Raw genomic sequence first — 19,108 nt, 5'->3', positions numbered from 1 at the left:
TCACGGCTCGACGGGCTTCAGGGGCACTCCATTGCCGATGTCAAAGTTGATTTCCCCTTTTAGACGCCACTGGGCATCGCGGAACTGCTCCGGATCCAGCTCCGGCATAACCTGCAGATACCAGCGGTGCTGCAGGGGTGCCTCGACCTTGCCCCGATAGCGGCCGATGGATATCTGCTCCAGCACCACATGCGCATCCAGATCTGCCTCCACCGGGTGACTCAGGGTCAGCAGCAGCTTTTCCGGGAACTCGACCTGACCGCGAAGATCCAGGGATACGGTCTTGTCTTCCGGGGAGAACAACAGCATTCCCGCCAGGTTCAATTCCCGGGCACGCTGATCCTGTTCCGCACTGTAGTGATACATGCGGCTGTCTTTGTAATACGTATCGCTCACCACGTCGTCGCCGTGGCGCACGGCGATGGAGACCATGGTAAACGACACCACGACCACCAGAATCAGTGGCGCCATTACCATCCAGAACCAGGGCTCGCGGTACCAGGGAGCCGGCGTTTGTTTATCCGCTTTGTGTGACACTAATTGCTCAACCATTGATAGATAAAAGCCCGTGTAACACGGACTGCGGGCGCGGGACACCCCGGGAGGCTAGCCGGGATCAGGATCCCGCTATTTGGGGCCGATAAATACCGTTTTGTGGCGATCCTCCAGCTCCGGAGCATCCTTCGCCTGGATCACAATGACGATATCGTGTTTTGTTTCTTCGAGCTGCGCCTTCGGCACGCTCACCCGGATTGGCACGGAGTATATCTCGCCGGGCTTGATCTGCATGCCCCGCTGCATCCGCAACGAGTAGTCATACCCGGGCTTGCCCTCGATACTGATCGAGAACTGGTGCGGCTTCTGGTCCATATTGTTGATCTTGACCGTATAGACGTTCTGCACCATGCCCTGGGAAATCCGGTACATCCGCGCACCGCGGTCTCGCAACACCTCCGCCGAAACCGGCGAGCGCGTCATCACCTGCTGCGCAAACAGCCCCAGCATCAATGCCAGCACCAGCCCGTAACCAAACAGGCGCGGCCGCGCGAACTGGGTTTTGCCGGTTTCCAGCTCGTCCTCGGAGGTAAAGCGGATCAGCCCCCGGGGATATTCCATCTTGTCCATGACGCTGTTACAGGCATCCACGCACAGTCCGCAATTGATGCATTCGTACTGCATGCCGTCGCGGATATCGATATCCACAGGGCACACCTGCACACACCAGTAGCAATCAATGCAATCGCCCATGCCCTGGGCCTTGTAATCGATATTCTTTTTGCGCGGCCCGCGCGCCTCGCCGCGCCGCGCATCGTAGTAGACCGCGAGGGTATCCTTGTCGTACATGACCGACTGGAAACGCGCATAGGGGCACATGTACTTGCACACCTGCTCGCGCAGGAATCCCGCGTTCATGTAGGTAGCAAAGGTGAAAAACGCCACCCAGAAAGCGCCCTGGGGATGGGCCTTCAACGTGGCCAGATCCACCACCAGGTCGCGGATGCCGTAAAAGTACCCGACAAAAGCCAGTGCGGTGGCGAGCGAGATCAGCAGCCAGATGGCATGGGTGCCACCCTTACGCAGTACCTTTTCTGCACTCCAGGGGGCCGCATCGAGCTTCATACGCTTGCTGCGGTCACCCTCACATACCCGCTCCGCCCAGATAAACATCAGGGTCCACACCGTCTGTGGGCAGGTAAACCCGCACCACACCCGGCCGAGCCAGGTTGTCACCGCAAACAGCGCAAAGGCCGCGATGATCAGTAACCAGCCAAGCAGGAATCCGTCCTGGGGACCAAATGTCATCCACAGAATATGGAACTGGCGTGCGGGAAGATCGAAATGAACCGCCTGGTGCCCATCGATATTGAGCCAGGGGATAAAGAAGAAGGCCAACAACAGCGGCAGGCCGGTGTATTTACGGATACGGGTGTAAACGCCACGGATGTGACGAATATAAACCTTGTCGTCGGATTCGTAGAGCATGCGGTAGCGGACTTCGCCATCGCCTTCCTGCTCTTCGCGGGTGGGTATTCTATCGCTCACAAAACCTCTCTTCCCGAAAAAGACCGGATCGGGTCACGACTGCAATGACTTACGACATGCAATGAGGCTTGTTTTTCTTCCCTGCGTGCCCTTCCAGCGATCTGGGCGGCGGCGCGAGGCCACCGCCCATTCCTTGACTCAGCGTTTAAATGTCCGCTGATTTACTGCTGAACGTCTTCCTGACGCGACAGACTGTAGACATAGGCTGCGACCAGACGAATCTTGTCTTCACGCAGTTTGTCTTTCTGGGCCGGCATGTGGTTGCTACGGCCACCGCGAATGGTGTGCTGGATCTCTTCGCGGGTACCGCCGTAGAGCCAGATGTCATCGGTCAGGTTCGGCGCACCCAGCGCAATATTGCCCTTACCGTCCGCGCCGTGACAGGCCATACACACGGTACCGAATACCTGTTTGCCCTGCTCTGCCATCGCCGCGTCGTGCTCGAGACCATTCATGGCCAGCACATATTCAGCGGTATTCTTCACGCCGTCTTCACCGATGATCGGGCCCTGGGCAGGCATCATGCCCTGGCGACCGTTGTGCAGGGTCTCCAGGATTTTCTCCGGGGTGCCACCGTACAGCCAGTCGTTATCGGTCAGGTTCGGGAAGCCGTAGTTACCACCACCATCAGCACCGTGACAAACGGAGCAGTTGTTGGCAAAGATCCGCGCACCCATTTTGAGCGCTTCGCGGCTTTCGGCAATTTTCTCGATCGGCATATCCACGTACTGGCCGAAGGTTTCCTTGAACTCCGCCTGCGCCTTGGCCTGATCAGCCTTGAGCGCACCCACGGAAGTCCAGCCGCCAATACCCTTGAAGTTACCCATGCCCGGGTAAATCACCAGGTAAATGGCAGAGAACACCAGGGTCAGCACGAACAACAGGAACCACCATTTCGGCAGCGGGTTGTCGTACTCCTCAATGCCATCGTAAATATGGCCAGTGGTGCGGTTTTCCGGATCGTCCTGATCGTCCACCGCCACTTTGCGGTTAGCGAAAAGAACCCAAGTTACCAATCCTAGATTGGCGAGGGTGAGCACAATTACCCAAACACTCCAAAATGTACTCATTTGTCCTGCCCCTGTTCCTGTTTCTCGCCGGCTTCTTCGCCGGTACTGGTTTCGCTCTTGCGAGCGGCCTTGTCAGAAGTTTCTTGCTCGTCAGCAAACGGAAGTTTGGCGTCCTCTTCAAAGCGCTTTTTGCGCTTCGGGGAAAAGGCCCACCAGCAGATACCCAGAAATGCCAGTGAACCCAGTACAACGCCGATCTGCCGCAGAATATCGATATCCACCGATGACCTCGCTTAGCGCTTCTGCTGCACCAGGGTACCCAGCTGCTGCAGGTAGGCTACCAGTGCGTCGATTTCGGTAACCCGGCCACCAACAAACGGCTTGCTGGCATTCGCGATATCTTCATCGGTGTAAGGCACACCCGCGAAACGCAGGGCGCGCATCTTGGCTGCGGTGTCTTCGCCAGTGATGACGTTGTCGAACAGCCAGGGATAGGAAGGCATGATCGACTCGGGCACAACGTTGCGCGGATCGTACAGGTGCGCGCGGTGCCACTCGTCAGAGTAACGGCCACCCACACGCGCCAGATCCGGCCCAGTGCGCTTGGAGCCCCACAGGAACGGATGCTCGTACACATGCTCCTGGGCCATGGAGTAATGGCCGTAACGCTCTACTTCAGCGCGCAGCGGACGCACCATCTGGGTGTGGCAAACGTGGCAGCCTTCGCGGATATAAATATCGCGGCCTTCCAGTTCCACCGGACCCAGCGGTTTGAGGCCCGCAATGGGCTCATTGTTATTGGTGGTAAAGAACTGGGGAACGATTTCCACCAGGGCGCCGAAGCTGATCGCCACAACGATCAGCACCATCATCAGACCGATGTTCTTTTCTACGATGTCATGATTCTTCACGATCGATTCCCCTTAAACGTTCTTCGCAACCGGCAGGTTTTCGTCGTGACGCACTTCGCCTTCCCGCGGCGCATCGGTGATGGTGCGGAATACGTTGTAAGCCATCAGGAACATACCTGTCAGGAAGAAGGCACCGCCCAACCAGCGAACGATGTAGCCCGGGTGGCTGGCAATCACACTTTCCACAAAGCTGTAGGTCAGGGTGCCGTCGGCGTTAAAGGCGCGCCACATCAGGCCCTGGGTAATACCGTTCACCCACATGGCGGCGATGTACAGTACGGTACCTACGGTAGCCAGCCAGAAGTGTGCGTTGATCAGCTTCACGCTGAACATTTCTTTGCGGTTCCACAGTACCGGTACCAGGTGGTACAGCGCACCGATGGAGATCATTGCCACCCAGCCAAGGGCACCGGAGTGCACGTGGCCCACAGTCCAGTCGGTGTTATGCGACAGTGCGTTCACGGTCTTGATGGACATCATCGGGCCTTCGAAGGTGGACATGCCATAGAAGGACAGGGATACCACCAGGAAGCGCAGGGTCGGGTCGGTGCGCAGTTTGTGCCAGGCACCGGACAGGGTCATGATGCCGTTGATCATGCCGCCCCAGGAAGGCGCCAGCAGGATCACGGACATGATCATCGCCAGGCTCTGGGTCCAGTCCGGCAGTGCGGAGTAATGCAGGTGGTGACCACCGGCCCATACATAGATGGAGATCAGCGCCCAGAAGTGCACGATGGACAGCTGGTAGGAATATACCGGGCGGCCAGCCTGCTTGGGCACGAAGTAGTACATGATGCCGAGGAAGGCAGCAGTCAGGAAGAAGCCTACCGCGTTGTGGCCGTACCACCACTGGATCATCGCATCAGTGGTACCGGCGAACATGGAGTAGGACTTCCACGCACTCACCGGCACTTCGAGGTTGTTGACGATATGCAGCACAGCAATGGTGATGATGTATGCACCAAAGAACCAGTTAGCTACATAAATGTGGGAGGTGCGACGCTTGACGATGGTGCCAAAGAACACAATGGCATAGGCGACCCACACCAGCGCAATCAGGATATCCAGCGGCCATTCGAGCTCCGCATATTCCTTCGCTGAGGTAAGACCCAGCGGCAGGGTAATCGCGGCACCGATAATGACAACCTGCCAACCCCAGAAAGTGAACGGGATCAACCAGCCGCCCCAGAGGCGGGTCTGACAGGTGCGCTGGACGACATAGTAGGAAGTCGCAAACAGCACGCTGCCGCCAAACGCGAAAATCACCGCGTTGGTGTGCAGGGGTCGCAGGCGACCAAAGTGCGTGAAGGGCTGCCAAAGGTCATTCAGCGCCGGCCATGCCAGCTGTGCGGCGATGAGAACGCCGACGCCCATACCAACGATACCCCAGACCACCGACATGATGGTGAACTGGCGCACGATGTTGTAGTCATAGTCCGGCAACTTGCCGGCCTCTGCCACCGTTGTGCTCATGGTGTAACTTCCGTTGCTTTTTAAGATTCGTTTCCGTCAAGCGCGAAGGGTCCGCCAGCGAAATAGCGGCTATACCCTTCACGGTAGACCGGGCGGGTACAGAGACGACGATTTAAACGCTTCAATCGCCGTTTCCGACTGATTTAGATCAAGTCTCTACCTTTACCCGCGGCAATTCGCAGGCGCAGGGCGTTCAATTTGATGAAGCCTTCGGCATCTTTCTGGTCGTAGGCGCCCGCATCGTCTTCAAAGGTGGCGATGCGCTCATCAAACAAACTGTCTTCAGAGCGGCGACCGACGGCGGTGACGCTACCTTTGTACAGCTTCAGGCGAACTTCGCCATTTACCACAGACTGGGACTGGTCAATCGCCGCTTGCAGCATTTCGCGTTCGGGGGACCACCAGTAGCCGTTGTAAATCAGTTTCGCGTAGCGCGGCATCAGTTCATCTTTCAGGTGCGCGACTTCCCGATCCAGGGTGATGGATTCGATCGCGCGGTGCGCTTTAAGCATGATGGTACCGCCGGGAGTTTCGTAGCAGCCGCGGGACTTCATACCCACGTAGCGGTTCTCGACGATATCCAGGCGGCCAATACCATTGGCGCCGCCCAACTTGTTCAGTTTCTCCAGCAGTGTGGCGGGGCTCAAACGCTCGCCATCGATCGCTACCGGATCGCCTTTTTCGTACTGCAGGGTGATGTAAGTGGGCTGATCCGGCGCCGCTTCCGGGCTGACACTCCAGCGCCACATATCTTCCTCGGCCTCGGCCCAGGGCTCTTCCAGCACACCACCTTCGTAGGAGATGTGCAGCAGATTGGCATCCATGGAGTAAGGGGACTTTTTCTTCTTGTTGGAAAAGTCCACCGGGATCTTGTGCTGCTCGCAATACTCCATCAGCTTTTCGCGGGAGTTCAGGTCCCACTCACGCCAGGGGGCAATCACCTGGATGCCTGGCTTCAGCGCATAGGCGCCCAGCTCAAAACGCACCTGGTCATTTCCTTTGCCGGTGGCACCGTGGGAAATGGCATCGGCGCCGGTCTCGTTGGCGATCTCGATAAGGCGCTTGGCAATCAGCGGGCGGGCAATAGAGGTGCCGAGCAGGTATTCGCCTTCGTAGATGGTGTTGGCGCGGAACATGGGGAAGACAAAATCACGCACGAACTCTTCGCGCAGATCGTCGATGTAGATTTCCTTGACGCCCAGGGCTTCAGCCTTGGCGCGTGCCGGTTCCACCTCCTCACCCTGACCGATGTCGGCGGTAAAGGTAACGACCTCGCAGCCGTAGGTATCCTGGAGCCAGCGCACGATCACTGAAGTATCGAGTCCGCCGGAATACGCCAATACCACCTTATCGATCTTGCTCATTACTATCCTCTGTATAGTGGGCCCGTATACACGGGCTATACCGTCACAACAGGTACACGACTGCCACACCGGACGCCGAGCACCTGTGAAAAGTCTTGGTCTGGGGAGTTTTATTGTTGGATGTGTGCCCAGGAACTGCGGATAGGCCGCTTTTTTCGGGGCGCGATTGTAGCGCCTTGAAACGTCCACGACCAGCACCAGACGGCCAGTCCGGTATTTGCCTGCTAAGCAAACAGCAGCCCCTGATTACTTTATATTCAATCTGGTGGTGAATGAGGCATTCACCGCAGTTTTCGCAATTTTTTGGCGCTTCGGGTAGCATCGGCGCCGCGATCAATCCGGGAGGAGATATTCGGTGGACTCCAAGCAGCAAATTACCCTGCGCGCACCTGACGACTGGCACATTCATTTACGCGACGATGCGGCCCTTACCCGCACCGTTGGCGATGCCGCGAAGCAGTTTCGACGCGCCATCATCATGCCCAATCTGGTACCGCCGGTAACCGACGCCGAAGGCGCCCTCGCCTACCGGAGCCGTATCGAGGCAGCGATCCCAGAAGGCGGCAATTTTACCCCGCTGATGGTGATCTACCTGACAGACAACACGACCCCGGAAGTGGTGCAGCAAGCCCACGAAGCGGGCGTTGTTGCTGCCAAGCTGTATCCCGCTGGCGCCACCACCAACTCCGATTCCGGGGTTACCGATATCGCCAATATCTATCCGGCGCTTGAAGCCATGCAGTCCTGCGGCATGAAACTACTGCTGCACGGAGAAGTGACAACGGCGGATATCGATATCTTTGACCGCGAGCAGGTGTTTATCGACACCATCCTCGGCCCGGTGGTGGATGACTTCCCGAGCCTCAAGATTGTGCTTGAGCACATCACCACCGCCAATGCGGCAGAATTTGTGGCCCAGGCGCGCGACGGCGTGGCAGCCACCATTACTGCCCACCATCTGCTGTACAATCGCAACCATATGCTGGTGGGAGGCATCCGCCCTCATTACTACTGCCTGCCGATCCTGAAGCGCGGCTACCATCAGAACGCACTGATCGAGGCGGCCACCAGTGGCAACCCGAAGTTTTTCCTCGGCACCGATTCCGCACCACACGCGCAGGGCAAGAAGGAAACCGCCTGTGGCTGCGCCGGTTGCTACACCGCGTTCAGCGCCATCGAACTCTACGCTGAAGCCTTCGAGCAGGCCGGCAAGCTGGACCGCCTGGAAGCGTTTGCCAGCGAATTTGGCCCGGACTTCTACGGCCTGCCGCGCAACACGGACACCATCACCCTGGTGCGGGAACCCTGGACTCTGCCGTCGGGCTTACAGATGGGTACCGAGTCGCTGATCCCTCTGGCCGCGGGCGAGACCCTGAACTGGCGCCTCGTCTGACGGCGCCACAGTAACCACCCGGTTACCGCTGACGAAGCAAACACCGACAACCAACAGATACCCACACACCAGGATTTTCCGTGACCCCAGCAGAAGCCCCCACCGGCCCCAAAAGTCCTCTGGCTCAGCGATTCCGCGGCTTTCTCCCCGTGGTATTGGATCTCGAGACAGCGGGATTCAATGCCCGCACGGATGCCCTTCTGGAGGTGTCGGCCGTCATCCTCAATATGGACGATGAGGGAACCCTGTTTGCCGAGGAAACCCACAGCTTCCATATCGAGCCATTTGAAGGCGCGAATATCGAGCAATCCGCACTGGATTTCATCGGTGTCGATCTGGAATCACCGGATCGCGATGCCTGGCCTGAAGAGATTGCCCTTCCAGAGCTGTTCCGCAAGATTCGGAGCGCAATAAAAGCTCACAGCTGCACCCGTGCGATCATGGTGGCGCACAACGCACACTTTGACCTCGGCTTTATCAATGCCGCCGTGGAGCGCTGCGGGCTGAAGCGCAACCCCTTCCACCCCTTCTCCTGCATGGACACCGCAACCCTGGCAGGCCTCGCCTACGGGCAGACCGTGCTGGCCAAAGCCTGCCAGACTGCCGGTATCGAGTTCGACAATAACAGCGCGCATTCCGCGGAATACGACGCGGAGAAGACCGCGGAACTGTTCTGCGGCATCGTCAACCGCTGGCGGGACTTGGGTGGCTGGCCCCTGAGTGTTCCCGCAGCTGAGGACGGCGATGTCTCCGCGGACAGTGAATCTTCCGCGAGCTGAACCATACGCCCAGCCATCGCGCTGGGCTTCCGCCCCTGGCCGCCACCTCCGACCGCCCCACAGCCCGCCAACCCCCTAATACCTAGGTCGCATACCCACCGCATATTCTCCCCGCTAGGCTGGGGCCAATTCCGAAAAGAATAACGGTGAGAGCGATGAACAAGATGAAACTGCGCAAGCTGCTGGGCAGCAGCCTCGGGGTAATGGGCGCAGCCTGCCTTTATCTGGGCACCAACGTGTCCCATGCAGGAAGCTGGCAGCAGAATGTAACCATCGGCGGATTCGACAAGGTACATATCTATACTCCGGACAGTGTCTCGCCGATCGGCAGCGGCAAATCCCTGCTGGTGGTGCTGCATGGCTGCACCCAGTCCATCGATACTTACCTGACCGCCAATCTGGAAAGCGCTGCGGATGAATACGGCATGGTCGTCGCAGTGCCCGACGCCATGAACAAGGCCGGTTACGGCTGCTGGGCCTACTGGGAGAGCGACAAGTCCCGCTTTACCGGCGACTACAAAAACCTGGTTGATCTGGCGAATGCCATGAGCGGAGATAGTGAACGCAATATCGACCCCGCCCAGGTTTACATCGCCGGACTCTCATCGGGAGCAGTATTTGCCAATACCACGGCGTGTATCGCTCCCGACGTATTCTCCGGCATGGGAATCAGCGCTGGCCCAAGTATCGGCACCAGTGCCAGTGGCGCTATCCGCAACTGCGAAGCCGCAGATGTTGCCGCCCGCTGCAACGCCTATGCGGGCGAGTATTCCGACCACTTAGACACCCAGATCGCCTCCATTGCCCACGGCACCGACGACACCATCGTCGACGACTGCTACAACACCCAGAATGCAGAGGGCATGGCCGCGGTTTATGATGCAGCGGAAGTGTCCGCAAGCACCACCTATTCAGAAGGCTCCAGCATCGCCAAGGAGACCCTTTGGCAAGACGGAAGGGTCTCCATGGTATGGCTAAACGGCGTGGATCACTCCTGGTCCGGGGGCGAGGGTGCCAGCGGTAGCTATATCAGCGGCACAGGGATCAACTATGCCAAGTACCTGGGCCAGTTCTTCATAAAACACAACCAACGGGTCGAACGCAGCAATGGAGAGGCGCTTAGCGGCAGCACACCTGAGCATTGATAAACGTCGATAAGCTATTGAATTTTCAAGTTTTTTCGATTTTTTGCCCGCGGTCCGGCCACATTCTGCCGGGCCCACCTGAGGCGGCCCCGGGTTAATGGGTGATTTTTTGCACAAATTGCGGTAATATCTACCGTTCATACATAAAAGTGGACAGAACTGTGGCTAAAAAAGCATCCAGCGCAAGCAAGCGCGGCAAGGAAACGGTTTCAACCGAGTCACGCGAAGCTATCGAATCCCAGGTTCAGGCCTTCCTCGCCAGTGGCGGCAAGATCGAGCAGGTGCCCAAAGGCGTCAGCGGCCAGACCAACACCTCCGGCCCCAAGCACATCACCCTGGGTAAAAAACCCCGCGCCTGAGTGTCTTCTTCGCCCACCGAAACGCCAGCCACCCGGTGAAACCCGTGGCAGCACTGGCGCAACATGCCGGCGCCATCAACTGAATCGGCAATCGGCGGGCATAAAAAAGGCGGGTAAAACCCGCCTTTTTTATGCCTGAAGAAGTCTCGCCTCAGGGCATTTCGTCCAGCTCGGCCCCTTCTTTCACCGGCGGCATCAGGTCTTCCTTGGTGGTATTCATGGCCATCAGAATATTGGCTGCCACGTATACGGAAGAGAAGGTACCGATGATCACACCCACAATCAGTGCCAGCGAGAAGTTGTGAATCAGCTCTCCACCGAAGAACTGTAGTGCCCACAGCACCAGCAAGGTAGTGAACGAGGTCATGAACGTCCGGCTCAGCGTCTGGCTCATGGAGATATTGATCACCTCCGCGGGCTCTGCCTGGCGCACCTTGCGGAAATTCTCCCGCACGCGGTCGTACACCACGATGGTGTCATTGATCGAGTAACCGATCACCGCCAGCACTGCCGCAAGAACGGTGAGGTCGAAGTCCAGGCGCAGAATCGCGAAAAAGCCAAGCACGATAATCACATCGTGAATCAGGGCCACCACCGCACCAACGGCGAATTTGTACTGGAAGCGCAATGCCACGTAGGCCATCACCACCGCAAGCGCGAACAGCATGCCGAGGCCGCCATCATCACGCAGCTCTTCACCGATCTGCGGGCCAACCATTTCCACACGACGCAGATCAATTTTGCCATCTGAGTGCTGGCGCAAGGCGCCGACAACCTTGTCACCAATGGAATTAGTCGCTTCCGCATCCCGTGCATTTTGCTGTGTCTGCCGCTCGGCGACTTCCGGTGGCAGCTTGATCAGCAGCTCGCTATCCGAGCCGAACCGCACCACCGCAGCACCTTCAAATCCGGCATCGGTTAACTGAGTACGGACATCTTCAATCTTGGGCGCATTTTCGTAACCCACCTCGATCTGGGTACCGCCGGTGAAATCCAGCCCCAGTTTCAGGCCATTGGTGGCCAGGGCCACAATGGAGGCAACCACCAGCAACAGGGAAATGGCCGCGGCCAGTTTGCGCCAGCGCATGAAGTCGTACACACGCTTGCCCATATATTCGGTGATCTTGCCGTTCTCTTCTTTGGTATTGCTCATCACCGTCCCCTTAAATCCAAAGTTTCTGCACACGGCGGCCGCCGTAGAACAAATTGATCAACGCCCGAGTACCCATGATGGCACTGAACATGGAGGTGAGAATACCGATAGACAGTGTCACCGCAAAGCCCTGAACCGGGCCTGAGCCGATGGCGTACAGAATCACCGCGACAATCAATGTAGTGATGTTTGCATCCACAATCGCACTGTACGCATTGTCGAAACCGGCGTTGATCGCCGACTGGGGTGGCAATCCGTTGCGCAACTCCTCCCGGATACGGGAGAAGATCAACACGTTCGCATCCACCGCCATACCGATGGTCAACACCATACCGGCAATACCCGGCAGGGTCAGGGTCGCGCCCAGAATGGACATTACCGCCACCAACAGAACCAGGTTGGTAGCCAGTGCGATGTTGGCGGCGAGACCAAACACCCGGTAAAACAGCAGCATACAAATGACGACCGCCAGCAGGCCGATCTGTACAGAAGTCACACCGACGTCAATGTTGTCCGCACCCAGAGACGGACCAATAACCCGCTCTTCGACAAAGTACATCGGCGCGGCCAGTGCACCGGAGCGCAGCAGCAGCGCCAGTTCCTGCGCTTCTGCCGGACTGCCCAGGCCGGTGGTGCGGAACTGACGTCCCAGCGGGCTCTGCACCGTCGCCAGGCTGATGATCTTCTTATCGTCCGTACGCTTCTGGACAATAATCTCATTGCCTTCGGCATCGACCTGCTTCTCCGGGGTGAAGCGGCTTTCTACGAACAGGGTGCCCATACGGCGACCAACATTCTTCCAGGTCGCGCGGTGCATCATTTCACCACCGCGAGAATCCAGGGTGATATTTACCTGCGGGAAACCACTCTCGTCATAACCAACGCGCGCATCGGTCACTCGCTCACCGGAGATGATGATCTTGCGCTCGAGCCAGGCACCGCCGTATGCCGCACGCTCCTGCTCGTCGCGGTATTCGAAGTACTCTTTACTGGTTACCAGCGCATCGGACTTGGCTTCCATACGGTATTCGAGGTTGGCGGTCTTACCGATGATCCGCTTCGCTTCCGCGGTGTCCTGTACACCGGGCAACTCTACCACGATACGGTTGCGCCCCTGACGCTGAACAATGGGCTCGGCCACGCCCAGCTCATTCACCCGGTTTCTCAGGGTGGTGAGGTTCTGGGTTACCGCGTAGTCTTCCAGCTGCTTGATCTCCTGCTCGGCAAGAGTCGCACGGATCTCCAGGTTGCTGCCGCCACCGGCTTCGGTCAGCTGCAGGGTTGGGAACTCTTTACGCAGCGTGCGCATGCCCAGATCGCGCAGATCTTCCGAGCGGAATTTGGCAATGATTTCCCGGTCGTTTTCCAGATCCACACTGCGGTAGCGCGCCTTGGCCCCACGCAGCTTGGATTTTACGTCGGAGACATAGCCTTCCATGTTGGTTTTGACGATGGAGTTGGTATCCACTTCCATCAGGAAGTGCACACCACCGGCGAGGTCGAGACCGAGCTTCATCGGGCTCGCGCCCATACTCTGCAGCCACTCAGGCGTGGTCGGTGCCAGGTTGAGAGCCACCACGTATTCGCTGTGACCGAGGGATTCCTGGATCGCGCGCTTGGCCGGCAACTGCTCCTCGATGGACTTCAGGCGAATCAGTACCGCCTTGTCCTGCACCTCACCGCCAAAATAGGCGATGCCCGCTTCGTCCAGCGCTTCCTGCACCTCGTTGAGCACATTTTGATCAATCTGCAGTGCACTGGATTGGCCGGATATCTGTACAGCAGGGTCGGGGGGATACAGATTCGGCGCTGCGTACAACAGCCCCAACCCGGTAATGATCAGGATCAGTAGATATTTCCAGAGGGGGAAGCGATTCATGCTGGTCTCATTGTTGGAGTGGCCCGTTCCACGGGCACATTTTTTTCGATAACTCACGATATGCGGACGCGCGCCAGTGATTACAACCACCGGGCGCCCCAAATCTGAACAGGGAGCTGATTATACGGGGATAGGCAGGTGGCACAAATCAGCACCCCGCCACTCACCCCAGTGGCGGCACCTCTCGCCCCAACCCCGCGTAAAACGAGGCCACATACTCTTCCAGCGCGCCGGCCGCGATGGCATCCCGCAGGCGCTGCATCAGGCGCTGGTAATGGCGAAGGTTGTGGATGGTATTGAGCTGGGAACCGAGAATTTCTCCACACTTGTCCAGATGATGGAGATAGCTGCGGGAGAAGTTTTCACAGGTGTAGCAATCGCACCCTTCCTCCAGCGGCCCGGTATCGTGACGGTGCTTGGCATTGCGGATCTTCACAACACCGGCAAAGGTGAACAGATGGCCGTTGCGCGCGTTCCTGGTAGGCATAACGCAGTCGAACATATCCACACCGCGGCGGACGCCTTCTACCAGATCTTCAGGCTTGCCGACCCCCATCAGGTAGCGCGGTTTGTCCTCCGGCATTTTGTATGCGAGATGATCCAGCACCTTGATCATCTCTTCCTTGGGCTCACCCACGGAAAGCCCGCCAATGGCATAGCCGTCAAACCCGATATCTGTCAGTCCTGCCAGGGACACGTCCCGCAATTCCGGATACATGCCCCCCTGCACGATACCGAACAGGGCGGAGGGATTCTCACCGTGGGCATCCTTGGAGCGTTTTGCCCAGCGCAGTGACAACTCCATGGACTTGCGCGCCTCGTCCGGTGTTGCCGGATAAGGCGTGCACTCGTCGAAGATCATTACCACGTCCGAGCCCAGGTCTTTCTGCACCTGCATGGACTCTTCCGGCCCCACGAATACCGGGCTGCCATCCACCGGCGATTTGAAGGAAACCCCCTCTTCGCTGATCTTGCGCATCTTGCCCAGGCTGAACACCTGGAAACCACCAGAGTCCGTAAGAATCGGCCCCTGCCACTGCATGAAATCGTGCAGGTCTCCGTGCTCCTTGATGACCACGGTACCGGGGCGCAACATCAGGTGGAAGGTATTGCCAAGGATGATATGAGCCCCGATCTCTTCCACATCACGCGGCAGCATGCCTTTCACGGTGCCGTAGGTACCTACCGGCATAAACGCCGGTGTCTCGACCACACCGCGAGGGAAATGCAGCCGCCCACGGCGGGCCTTGCCGTCCGTGGTATCCAATTCAAACTTCATAAAACACTCGCGGCTCAAGACGATCTCCTCGCAAACTGTCGCTAAATCAATGTCGTAGTATCGATATTGTTAAATATACGATTCAGGCCGAAATATTACTTTCGACCCACTTCAGCGGGATCTACCGCATCGTTGCGCTCTATCAGCATCGCGTCGCCATAGCTGAAAAAACGGTATTCATTTTCCACCGCTGCCGCGTAGGCGTTCATTGTGTTTCGATATCCAGCGAAGGCACTCACCAACATCAGTAGTGTCGACTCCGGCAAATGGAAATTGGTGATCAGGCGATCCACCACCCTGAACTGGTACCCCGGGTAGATGAAGATGTCGGTCTCCCCCTGAGTCGGCTTCAGTTCGCCGGAAGCCGCGGCGCTCTCCAGGGCGCGAACACTGGTTGTGCCCACGGCGATTACCCGCCCACCACGGGCTTTGCACGCTGCAACTGCTGCACACACCTCTTCCGACACATCCAGAATCTCGGTATGCATCTTGTGGGTGTGGATATCATCCACGCGCACCGGTTGGAAGGTACCAGCACCCACATGCAGGGTGACAAAAGCGGTATCTGCCCCCTTGTGCCGTAGGGATTCGATCATTTCATCGTCGAAATGCAATCCAGCGGTGGGCGCAGCTACCGCTCCGGCGTTGCGGCTGTACACCGTCTGATAGCGCTCTTTGTCGGAATCGGTATCCGCACGATCTATATAAGGAGGCAGTGGCATGTGCCCCAGGCGCTCCAGCACCTGTAATGCCCCTTCCTGCGGAAACTCCAGCTCAAACAGGGCATCGTGACGGTCCACCATCTTCAAGACGGTGTCATCTTCCAGCAGAATTTCACTACCGGGCTTGGGCGACTTGCTCGAACGGATATGGGCCAGGGCGCGATGTTCGTCCAACACCCGCTCTATGAGAATTTCCAGCCTGCCTCCGCTGGCCTTGCGGGCAAACAGGCGCGCAGGGATCACCCGGGTATCATTGAATACCAGCAAATCACCGGGCTCTACCAGTTGAAGAAGGTCGCTAAAGCGGCGGTGAGCCAGCTCACCGGTCTCACCATCGAGGCACAAAAGACGACTGCCCCGGCGCTCCTCGGTTGGCGCCTTGGCGATCAGAGATTCCGGCAGATCAAAGTAGAAATCCTGGCGTTGCATGAATTCAGTCTAGGTGGTTATTGATTGGTCGCGAATCCTAACGGAAAGCACTCCCGCAGCCAAATCCTGTTGACCGCAACTGGCCCATCGCTATAATCATCGTCCTTTCCGAGCCGAGTTCGATCTTCGCTCGTGAAGCTGCCAGAGTGGTGAAATTGGTAGACACAGGGGATTCAAAATCCCCCGCCTTAACGGGTGTGCCGGTTCGAGTCCGGCCTCTGGTACCAAACAAAAAAGCCCTGATTGCGAAAGCAGTCAGGGCTTTTTTGTTTGGCACTTGAGACCGGCGAGACCCTGCACTCGGTTCGAGTAACCGCGCCAGCGGTTGGGACGCCGCAGGCGCCCGCAAGGGCACATTGGCGCAGCCAATGTGATCAGTCCGGCCTCGGGCAGGTAGCACCCGTTTCTCAAACGCCTCCTTTACTTAAACCTGCCCAGGAAGCTAATTCAGTAGCGCCGTGTAGACATAAAAAAGGCCCTGGTCGCGTTAGCGATCGGGGCCTTTTTTATGTTCGGTCTGGTGGTGTGGGGTGCTGCGTGGTAGTGACAGTAATTCACCGTATCCAAAATAAAAAAAGGGCCACCCAAATGGGTGGCCCTTTCTTTTATTTAGAAGCCTGGCGATGTCCTACTCTCACATGGGGAAACCCCACACTACCATCGGCGCTATTTCGTTTCACTTCTGAGTTCGGCAAGGGATCAGGTGGTTCCACAGTTCTATGGTCGTCAGGCAAACTGGCTTGGGTTGGCTTGGTCTTATGAGCTTGTGCTCTGCGCTGCCACTTGACTGTCCGTTTGCCACTGCTCTCGCAGTTAACAGTCAACCCAAATAAGTCGGTAAAACATTCTGTAGTAATACACCGCAAGAACTGTATGTCTCGTCTCGCGCACAATCCACTGATCGATCATCTGATCAGTAATCGTTAGTAACCATCTCTGTTGTATGGTTAAGCCTCACGGGCAATTAGTACAGGTTAGCTCAACGCCTCACAACGCTTACACACCCTGCCTATCAACGTCGTAGTCTACGACAACCCTTTAGGATACTTAAAGTATCAGGGAGAACTCATCTCAAGGCTCGCTTCCCGCTTAGATGCTTTCAGCGGTTATCGATCCCGAACTTAGCTACCGGGCAATGCGTCTGGCGACACAACCCGAACACCAGAGGTTCGTCCACTCCGGTCCTCTCGTACTAGGAGCAGCCCCTTTCAATTCTCCAACGCCCACGGCAGATAGGGACCGAACTGTCTCACGACGTTCTAAACCCAGCTCGCGTACCACTTTAAATGGCGAACAGCCATACCCTTGGGACCGACTTCAGCCCCAGGATGTGATGAGCCGACATCGAGGTGCCAAACACCGCCGTCGATATGAACTCTTGGGCGGTATCAGCCTGTTATCCCCGGAGTACCTTTTATCCGTTGAGCGATGGCCCTTCCATTCAGAACCACCGGATCACTATGACCTGCTTTCGCACCTGCTCGTCATGTCTGACTCGCAGTCAAGCGCACTTATACCATTATGCTCATTGCATGATTTCCGACCATGCTGAGTGCACCTTCGTGCTCCTCCGTTACGCTTTGGGAGGAGACCGCCCCAGTCAAACTACCCACCAGGCACTGTCCGCAACCCCGATAAGGGGTCGACGTTAGAACATCAACACTACAAGGGTGGTATTTCAAGGACGGCTCCACGAATACTGGCGTACTCGTTTCAAAGCCTCCCACCTATCCTACACATGTAGGGTCAATGTTCAGTGCCAAGCTGTAGTAAAGGTTCACGGGGTCTTTCCGTCTAGCCGCGGGTACACTGCATCTTCACAGCGATTTCAATTTCACTGAGTCTCGGGTGGAGACAGCGTGGCCATCATTACGCCATTCGTGCAGGTCGGAACTTACCCGACAAGGAATTTCGCTACCTTAGGACCGTTATAGTTACGGCCGCCGTTTACCGGGGCTTCGATCAAGAGCTTCGACCGAAGTCTAACCCCATCAATTAACCTTCCGGCACCGGGCAGGCGTCACACCGTATACGTCATCTTACGATTTTGCACAGTGCTGTGTTTTTAATAAACAGTTGCAGCCACCTGGTCACTTCGACCGGCCTCAGCTTAGGGAGCAAGTCCCATCACCAAAACCGGCGTACCTTCTCCCGAAGTTACGGTACCATTTTGCCTAGTTCCTTCACCCGAGTTCTCTCAAGCGCCTTGGTATTCTCTACCCGACCACCTGTGTCGGTTTAGAGTACGGTTCGCAATTGCCTGAAGCTTAGAAGTTTTTCCTGGAAGCATGGCATCAACCACTTCACTTACCGAAGTAAGCTTCGTCATCAGCTCTCGGCCTTAGGGACCCGGATTTGCCTAAGTCCCCAGCCTACTACCTTAAACACGGACAACCAATCGCCGTGCTGGCCTAGCCTTCTCCGTCACTCCATCGCAGCAATTGCAAGTACAGGAATATTAACCTGTTTCCCATCGACTACGGCTTTCGCCCTCGCCTTAGGGGCCGACTAACCCTGTCCCGATTAGCGTTGGACAGGAACCCTTGGTCTTCCGGCGAGGAGGTTTTTCACCCCCTTTATCGTTACTCATGTCAGCATTCGCACTTCTGATACGTCCAGCAAACCTCACAGTTCACCTTCAGCGGCTTACACAACGCTCCTCTACCATGCTCATAAGAGCATCCGCAGCTTCGGTTATCAGTTTGAGCCCCGGTATATCTTCCGCGCGGGCCGACTCGACTAGTGAGCTATTACGCTTTCTTTAAAAGATGGCTGCTTCTAAGCCAACTTCCTAGCTGTCTGGGCCTTCCCACATCGTTTCCCACTTAGTAGTAATTTGGGACCTTAGCTGGCGGTCTGGGTTGTTTCCCTCTCCACGACGGACGTTAGCACCCGCCGTGTGTCTCCCGGATAGTACTTACTGGTATTCGGAGTTTGCAAAGGGTTGGTAAGTCGGGATGACCCCCTAGCCTTAACAGTGCTCTACCCCCAGTAGTATTCGTCCGAGGCGCTACCTAAATAGCTTTCGGGGAGAACCAGCTATCTCCAGGTTTGATTGGCCTTTCACCCCTAGCCACAAGTCATCCGCTAATTTTTCAACATTAGTCGGTTCGGTCCTCCAGTTGATGTTACTCAACCTTCAACCTGCCCATGGCTAGATCACCTGGTT

15 protein-coding genes, 1 tRNA gene and 2 rRNA genes (1 of these 18 running past the window's edge) are annotated in these 19,108 nt (G+C 57.0%); 5 read left to right on the top strand and 13 right to left on the bottom strand.

Going from position 1 to position 19,108, the window contains the following annotated elements; all coding sequences use genetic code 11:
- The 7 genes from HUW35_RS12475 to HUW35_RS12445 form a co-directional block, all read right to left on the bottom strand.
- Entirely contained in the window at nucleotides 1-552 is a 552-nt protein-coding gene (locus HUW35_RS12475) for a FixH family protein (protein ID WP_181252618.1), read from the bottom strand.
- A 75-nt stretch (nucleotides 553-627) separates the two neighbouring features.
- Nucleotides 628-2,043, bottom strand: coding sequence for a cytochrome c oxidase accessory protein CcoG (ccoG, locus tag HUW35_RS12470; protein ID WP_181252617.1), 1,416 nt, complete (start codon nucleotides 2,041-2,043; stop codon nucleotides 628-630).
- A 161-nt stretch (nucleotides 2,044-2,204) separates the two neighbouring features.
- Nucleotides 2,205-3,113 carry a cytochrome-c oxidase, cbb3-type subunit III gene (gene ccoP / locus HUW35_RS12465; RefSeq protein ID WP_181252616.1) on the bottom strand — a complete coding sequence of 303 codons (909 nt, stop codon included), beginning with the start codon at nucleotides 3,111-3,113 and terminating at the stop codon, nucleotides 2,205-2,207.
- Nucleotides 3,110-3,334 carry a cbb3-type cytochrome c oxidase subunit 3 gene (locus HUW35_RS12460; protein WP_181252615.1) on the bottom strand — a complete coding sequence of 75 codons (225 nt, stop codon included), beginning with the start codon at nucleotides 3,332-3,334 and terminating at the stop codon, nucleotides 3,110-3,112. Before HUW35_RS12460 ends, ccoP begins: the two co-directional genes overlap by 4 nt.
- 12 nt (nucleotides 3,335-3,346) lie before the next feature.
- Nucleotides 3,347-3,964 carry a cytochrome-c oxidase, cbb3-type subunit II gene (gene ccoO, locus HUW35_RS12455; RefSeq protein WP_181252614.1) on the bottom strand — a complete coding sequence of 206 codons (618 nt, stop codon included), beginning with the start codon at nucleotides 3,962-3,964 and terminating at the stop codon, nucleotides 3,347-3,349.
- A gap of 12 nt (nucleotides 3,965-3,976) precedes the next feature.
- The gene (ccoN, locus tag HUW35_RS12450) at nucleotides 3,977-5,437 is read right to left on the bottom strand and encodes a cytochrome-c oxidase, cbb3-type subunit I (RefSeq protein WP_181252613.1); all 1,461 of its coding nucleotides are present in this window, start codon (nucleotides 5,435-5,437) and stop codon (nucleotides 3,977-3,979) included.
- A gap of 143 nt (nucleotides 5,438-5,580) precedes the next feature.
- On the bottom strand, nucleotides 5,581-6,801 hold the full coding sequence (locus HUW35_RS12445) for an argininosuccinate synthase (protein ID WP_181252612.1): 1,221 nt from the start codon (nucleotides 6,799-6,801) through the stop codon (nucleotides 5,581-5,583).
- A gap of 355 nt (nucleotides 6,802-7,156) precedes the next feature.
- Between HUW35_RS12445 and pyrC the strand changes: the two genes are divergently transcribed.
- The 4 genes from pyrC (at nucleotide 7,157) to HUW35_RS12425 (ending at nucleotide 10,477) form a co-directional block, all read left to right on the top strand.
- On the top strand, nucleotides 7,157-8,194 hold the full coding sequence (gene pyrC, locus HUW35_RS12440; RefSeq protein WP_181252611.1) for a dihydroorotase: 1,038 nt from the start codon (nucleotides 7,157-7,159) through the stop codon (nucleotides 8,192-8,194).
- 80 nt (nucleotides 8,195-8,274) lie between these two features.
- Nucleotides 8,275-8,973 carry a ribonuclease T gene (rnt, locus tag HUW35_RS12435; RefSeq protein WP_181252610.1) on the top strand — a complete coding sequence of 233 codons (699 nt, stop codon included), beginning with the start codon at nucleotides 8,275-8,277 and terminating at the stop codon, nucleotides 8,971-8,973.
- A 155-nt stretch (nucleotides 8,974-9,128) separates the two neighbouring features.
- A complete protein-coding gene (locus HUW35_RS12430; RefSeq protein ID WP_255463268.1) occupies nucleotides 9,129-10,118 on the top strand; it encodes a PHB depolymerase family esterase in 990 nt (329 codons plus the stop codon).
- A 161-nt stretch (nucleotides 10,119-10,279) separates the two neighbouring features.
- On the top strand, nucleotides 10,280-10,477 hold the full coding sequence (locus HUW35_RS12425; protein WP_078085300.1) for a hypothetical protein: 198 nt from the start codon (nucleotides 10,280-10,282) through the stop codon (nucleotides 10,475-10,477).
- Nucleotides 10,478-10,628: 151 nt separating this feature from the next.
- On the opposite strand, the gene secF is transcribed toward HUW35_RS12425, so the two are convergent.
- The 4 genes from secF to queA form a co-directional block, all read right to left on the bottom strand.
- Nucleotides 10,629-11,630, bottom strand: coding sequence for a protein translocase subunit SecF (gene secF, locus HUW35_RS12420; protein ID WP_181252609.1), 1,002 nt, complete (start codon nucleotides 11,628-11,630; stop codon nucleotides 10,629-10,631).
- A gap of 10 nt (nucleotides 11,631-11,640) precedes the next feature.
- Nucleotides 11,641-13,509 (bottom strand): protein translocase subunit SecD, encoded by a 1,869-nt coding sequence (secD, locus tag HUW35_RS12415; protein ID WP_181252608.1) that lies wholly within the window; start codon nucleotides 13,507-13,509, stop codon nucleotides 11,641-11,643.
- A gap of 163 nt (nucleotides 13,510-13,672) precedes the next feature.
- The gene (tgt, locus tag HUW35_RS12410; protein ID WP_181252607.1) at nucleotides 13,673-14,806 is read right to left on the bottom strand and encodes a tRNA guanosine(34) transglycosylase Tgt; all 1,134 of its coding nucleotides are present in this window, start codon (nucleotides 14,804-14,806) and stop codon (nucleotides 13,673-13,675) included.
- Between the two features lie 77 nt (nucleotides 14,807-14,883).
- Complete coding sequence (gene queA, locus HUW35_RS12405; protein WP_181252606.1) at nucleotides 14,884-15,939, bottom strand: tRNA preQ1(34) S-adenosylmethionine ribosyltransferase-isomerase QueA; 1,056 nt, start codon at nucleotides 15,937-15,939, stop codon at nucleotides 14,884-14,886.
- A 140-nt stretch (nucleotides 15,940-16,079) separates the two neighbouring features.
- Here queA and HUW35_RS12400 point away from each other — a divergent pair.
- Nucleotides 16,080-16,166: transfer RNA gene (locus HUW35_RS12400), tRNA-Leu, on the top strand.
- Nucleotides 16,167-16,554: 388 nt separating this feature from the next.
- Here HUW35_RS12400 and rrf read toward each other — a convergent pair.
- A 5S ribosomal RNA gene (gene rrf / locus HUW35_RS12395) occupies nucleotides 16,555-16,670 on the bottom strand.
- Nucleotides 16,671-16,882: 212 nt separating this feature from the next.
- Nucleotides 16,883-19,108, bottom strand: a 23S ribosomal RNA gene (locus tag HUW35_RS12390) (it continues 662 nt past the right edge of the window).

The sequence above is a fragment of the Microbulbifer sp. YPW1 genome, from assembly GCF_013367775.1.
Classification (GTDB): domain Bacteria; phylum Pseudomonadota; class Gammaproteobacteria; order Pseudomonadales; family Cellvibrionaceae; genus Microbulbifer.
This window is presented reverse-complemented; position numbering and strand designations above follow the sequence as displayed.

What these genes read in the sequence shown, in the direction of transcription:
- HUW35_RS12475 (WP_181252618.1), bottom strand. Translation starts at nt 552, where the DNA reads ATGGTTGAGCAATTAGTGTCACACAAAGCGGATAAACAAACGCCGGCT.
- ccoP (WP_181252616.1), bottom strand. Translation starts at nt 3,113, where the DNA reads ATGAGTACATTTTGGAGTGTTTGGGTAATTGTGCTCACCCTCGCCAAT.
- ccoN (WP_181252613.1), bottom strand. Translation starts at nt 5,437, where the DNA reads ATGAGCACAACGGTGGCAGAGGCCGGCAAGTTGCCGGACTATGACTAC.
- HUW35_RS12445 (WP_181252612.1), bottom strand. Translation starts at nt 6,801, where the DNA reads ATGAGCAAGATCGATAAGGTGGTATTGGCGTATTCCGGCGGACTCGAT.
- HUW35_RS12430 (WP_255463268.1), top strand. Translation starts at nt 9,129, where the DNA reads ATGAACAAGATGAAACTGCGCAAGCTGCTGGGCAGCAGCCTCGGGGTA.
- secF (WP_181252609.1), bottom strand. Translation starts at nt 11,630, where the DNA reads ATGAGCAATACCAAAGAAGAGAACGGCAAGATCACCGAATATATGGGC.
- secD (WP_181252608.1), bottom strand. Translation starts at nt 13,509, where the DNA reads ATGAATCGCTTCCCCCTCTGGAAATATCTACTGATCCTGATCATTACC.
- queA (WP_181252606.1), bottom strand. Translation starts at nt 15,939, where the DNA reads ATGCAACGCCAGGATTTCTACTTTGATCTGCCGGAATCTCTGATCGCC.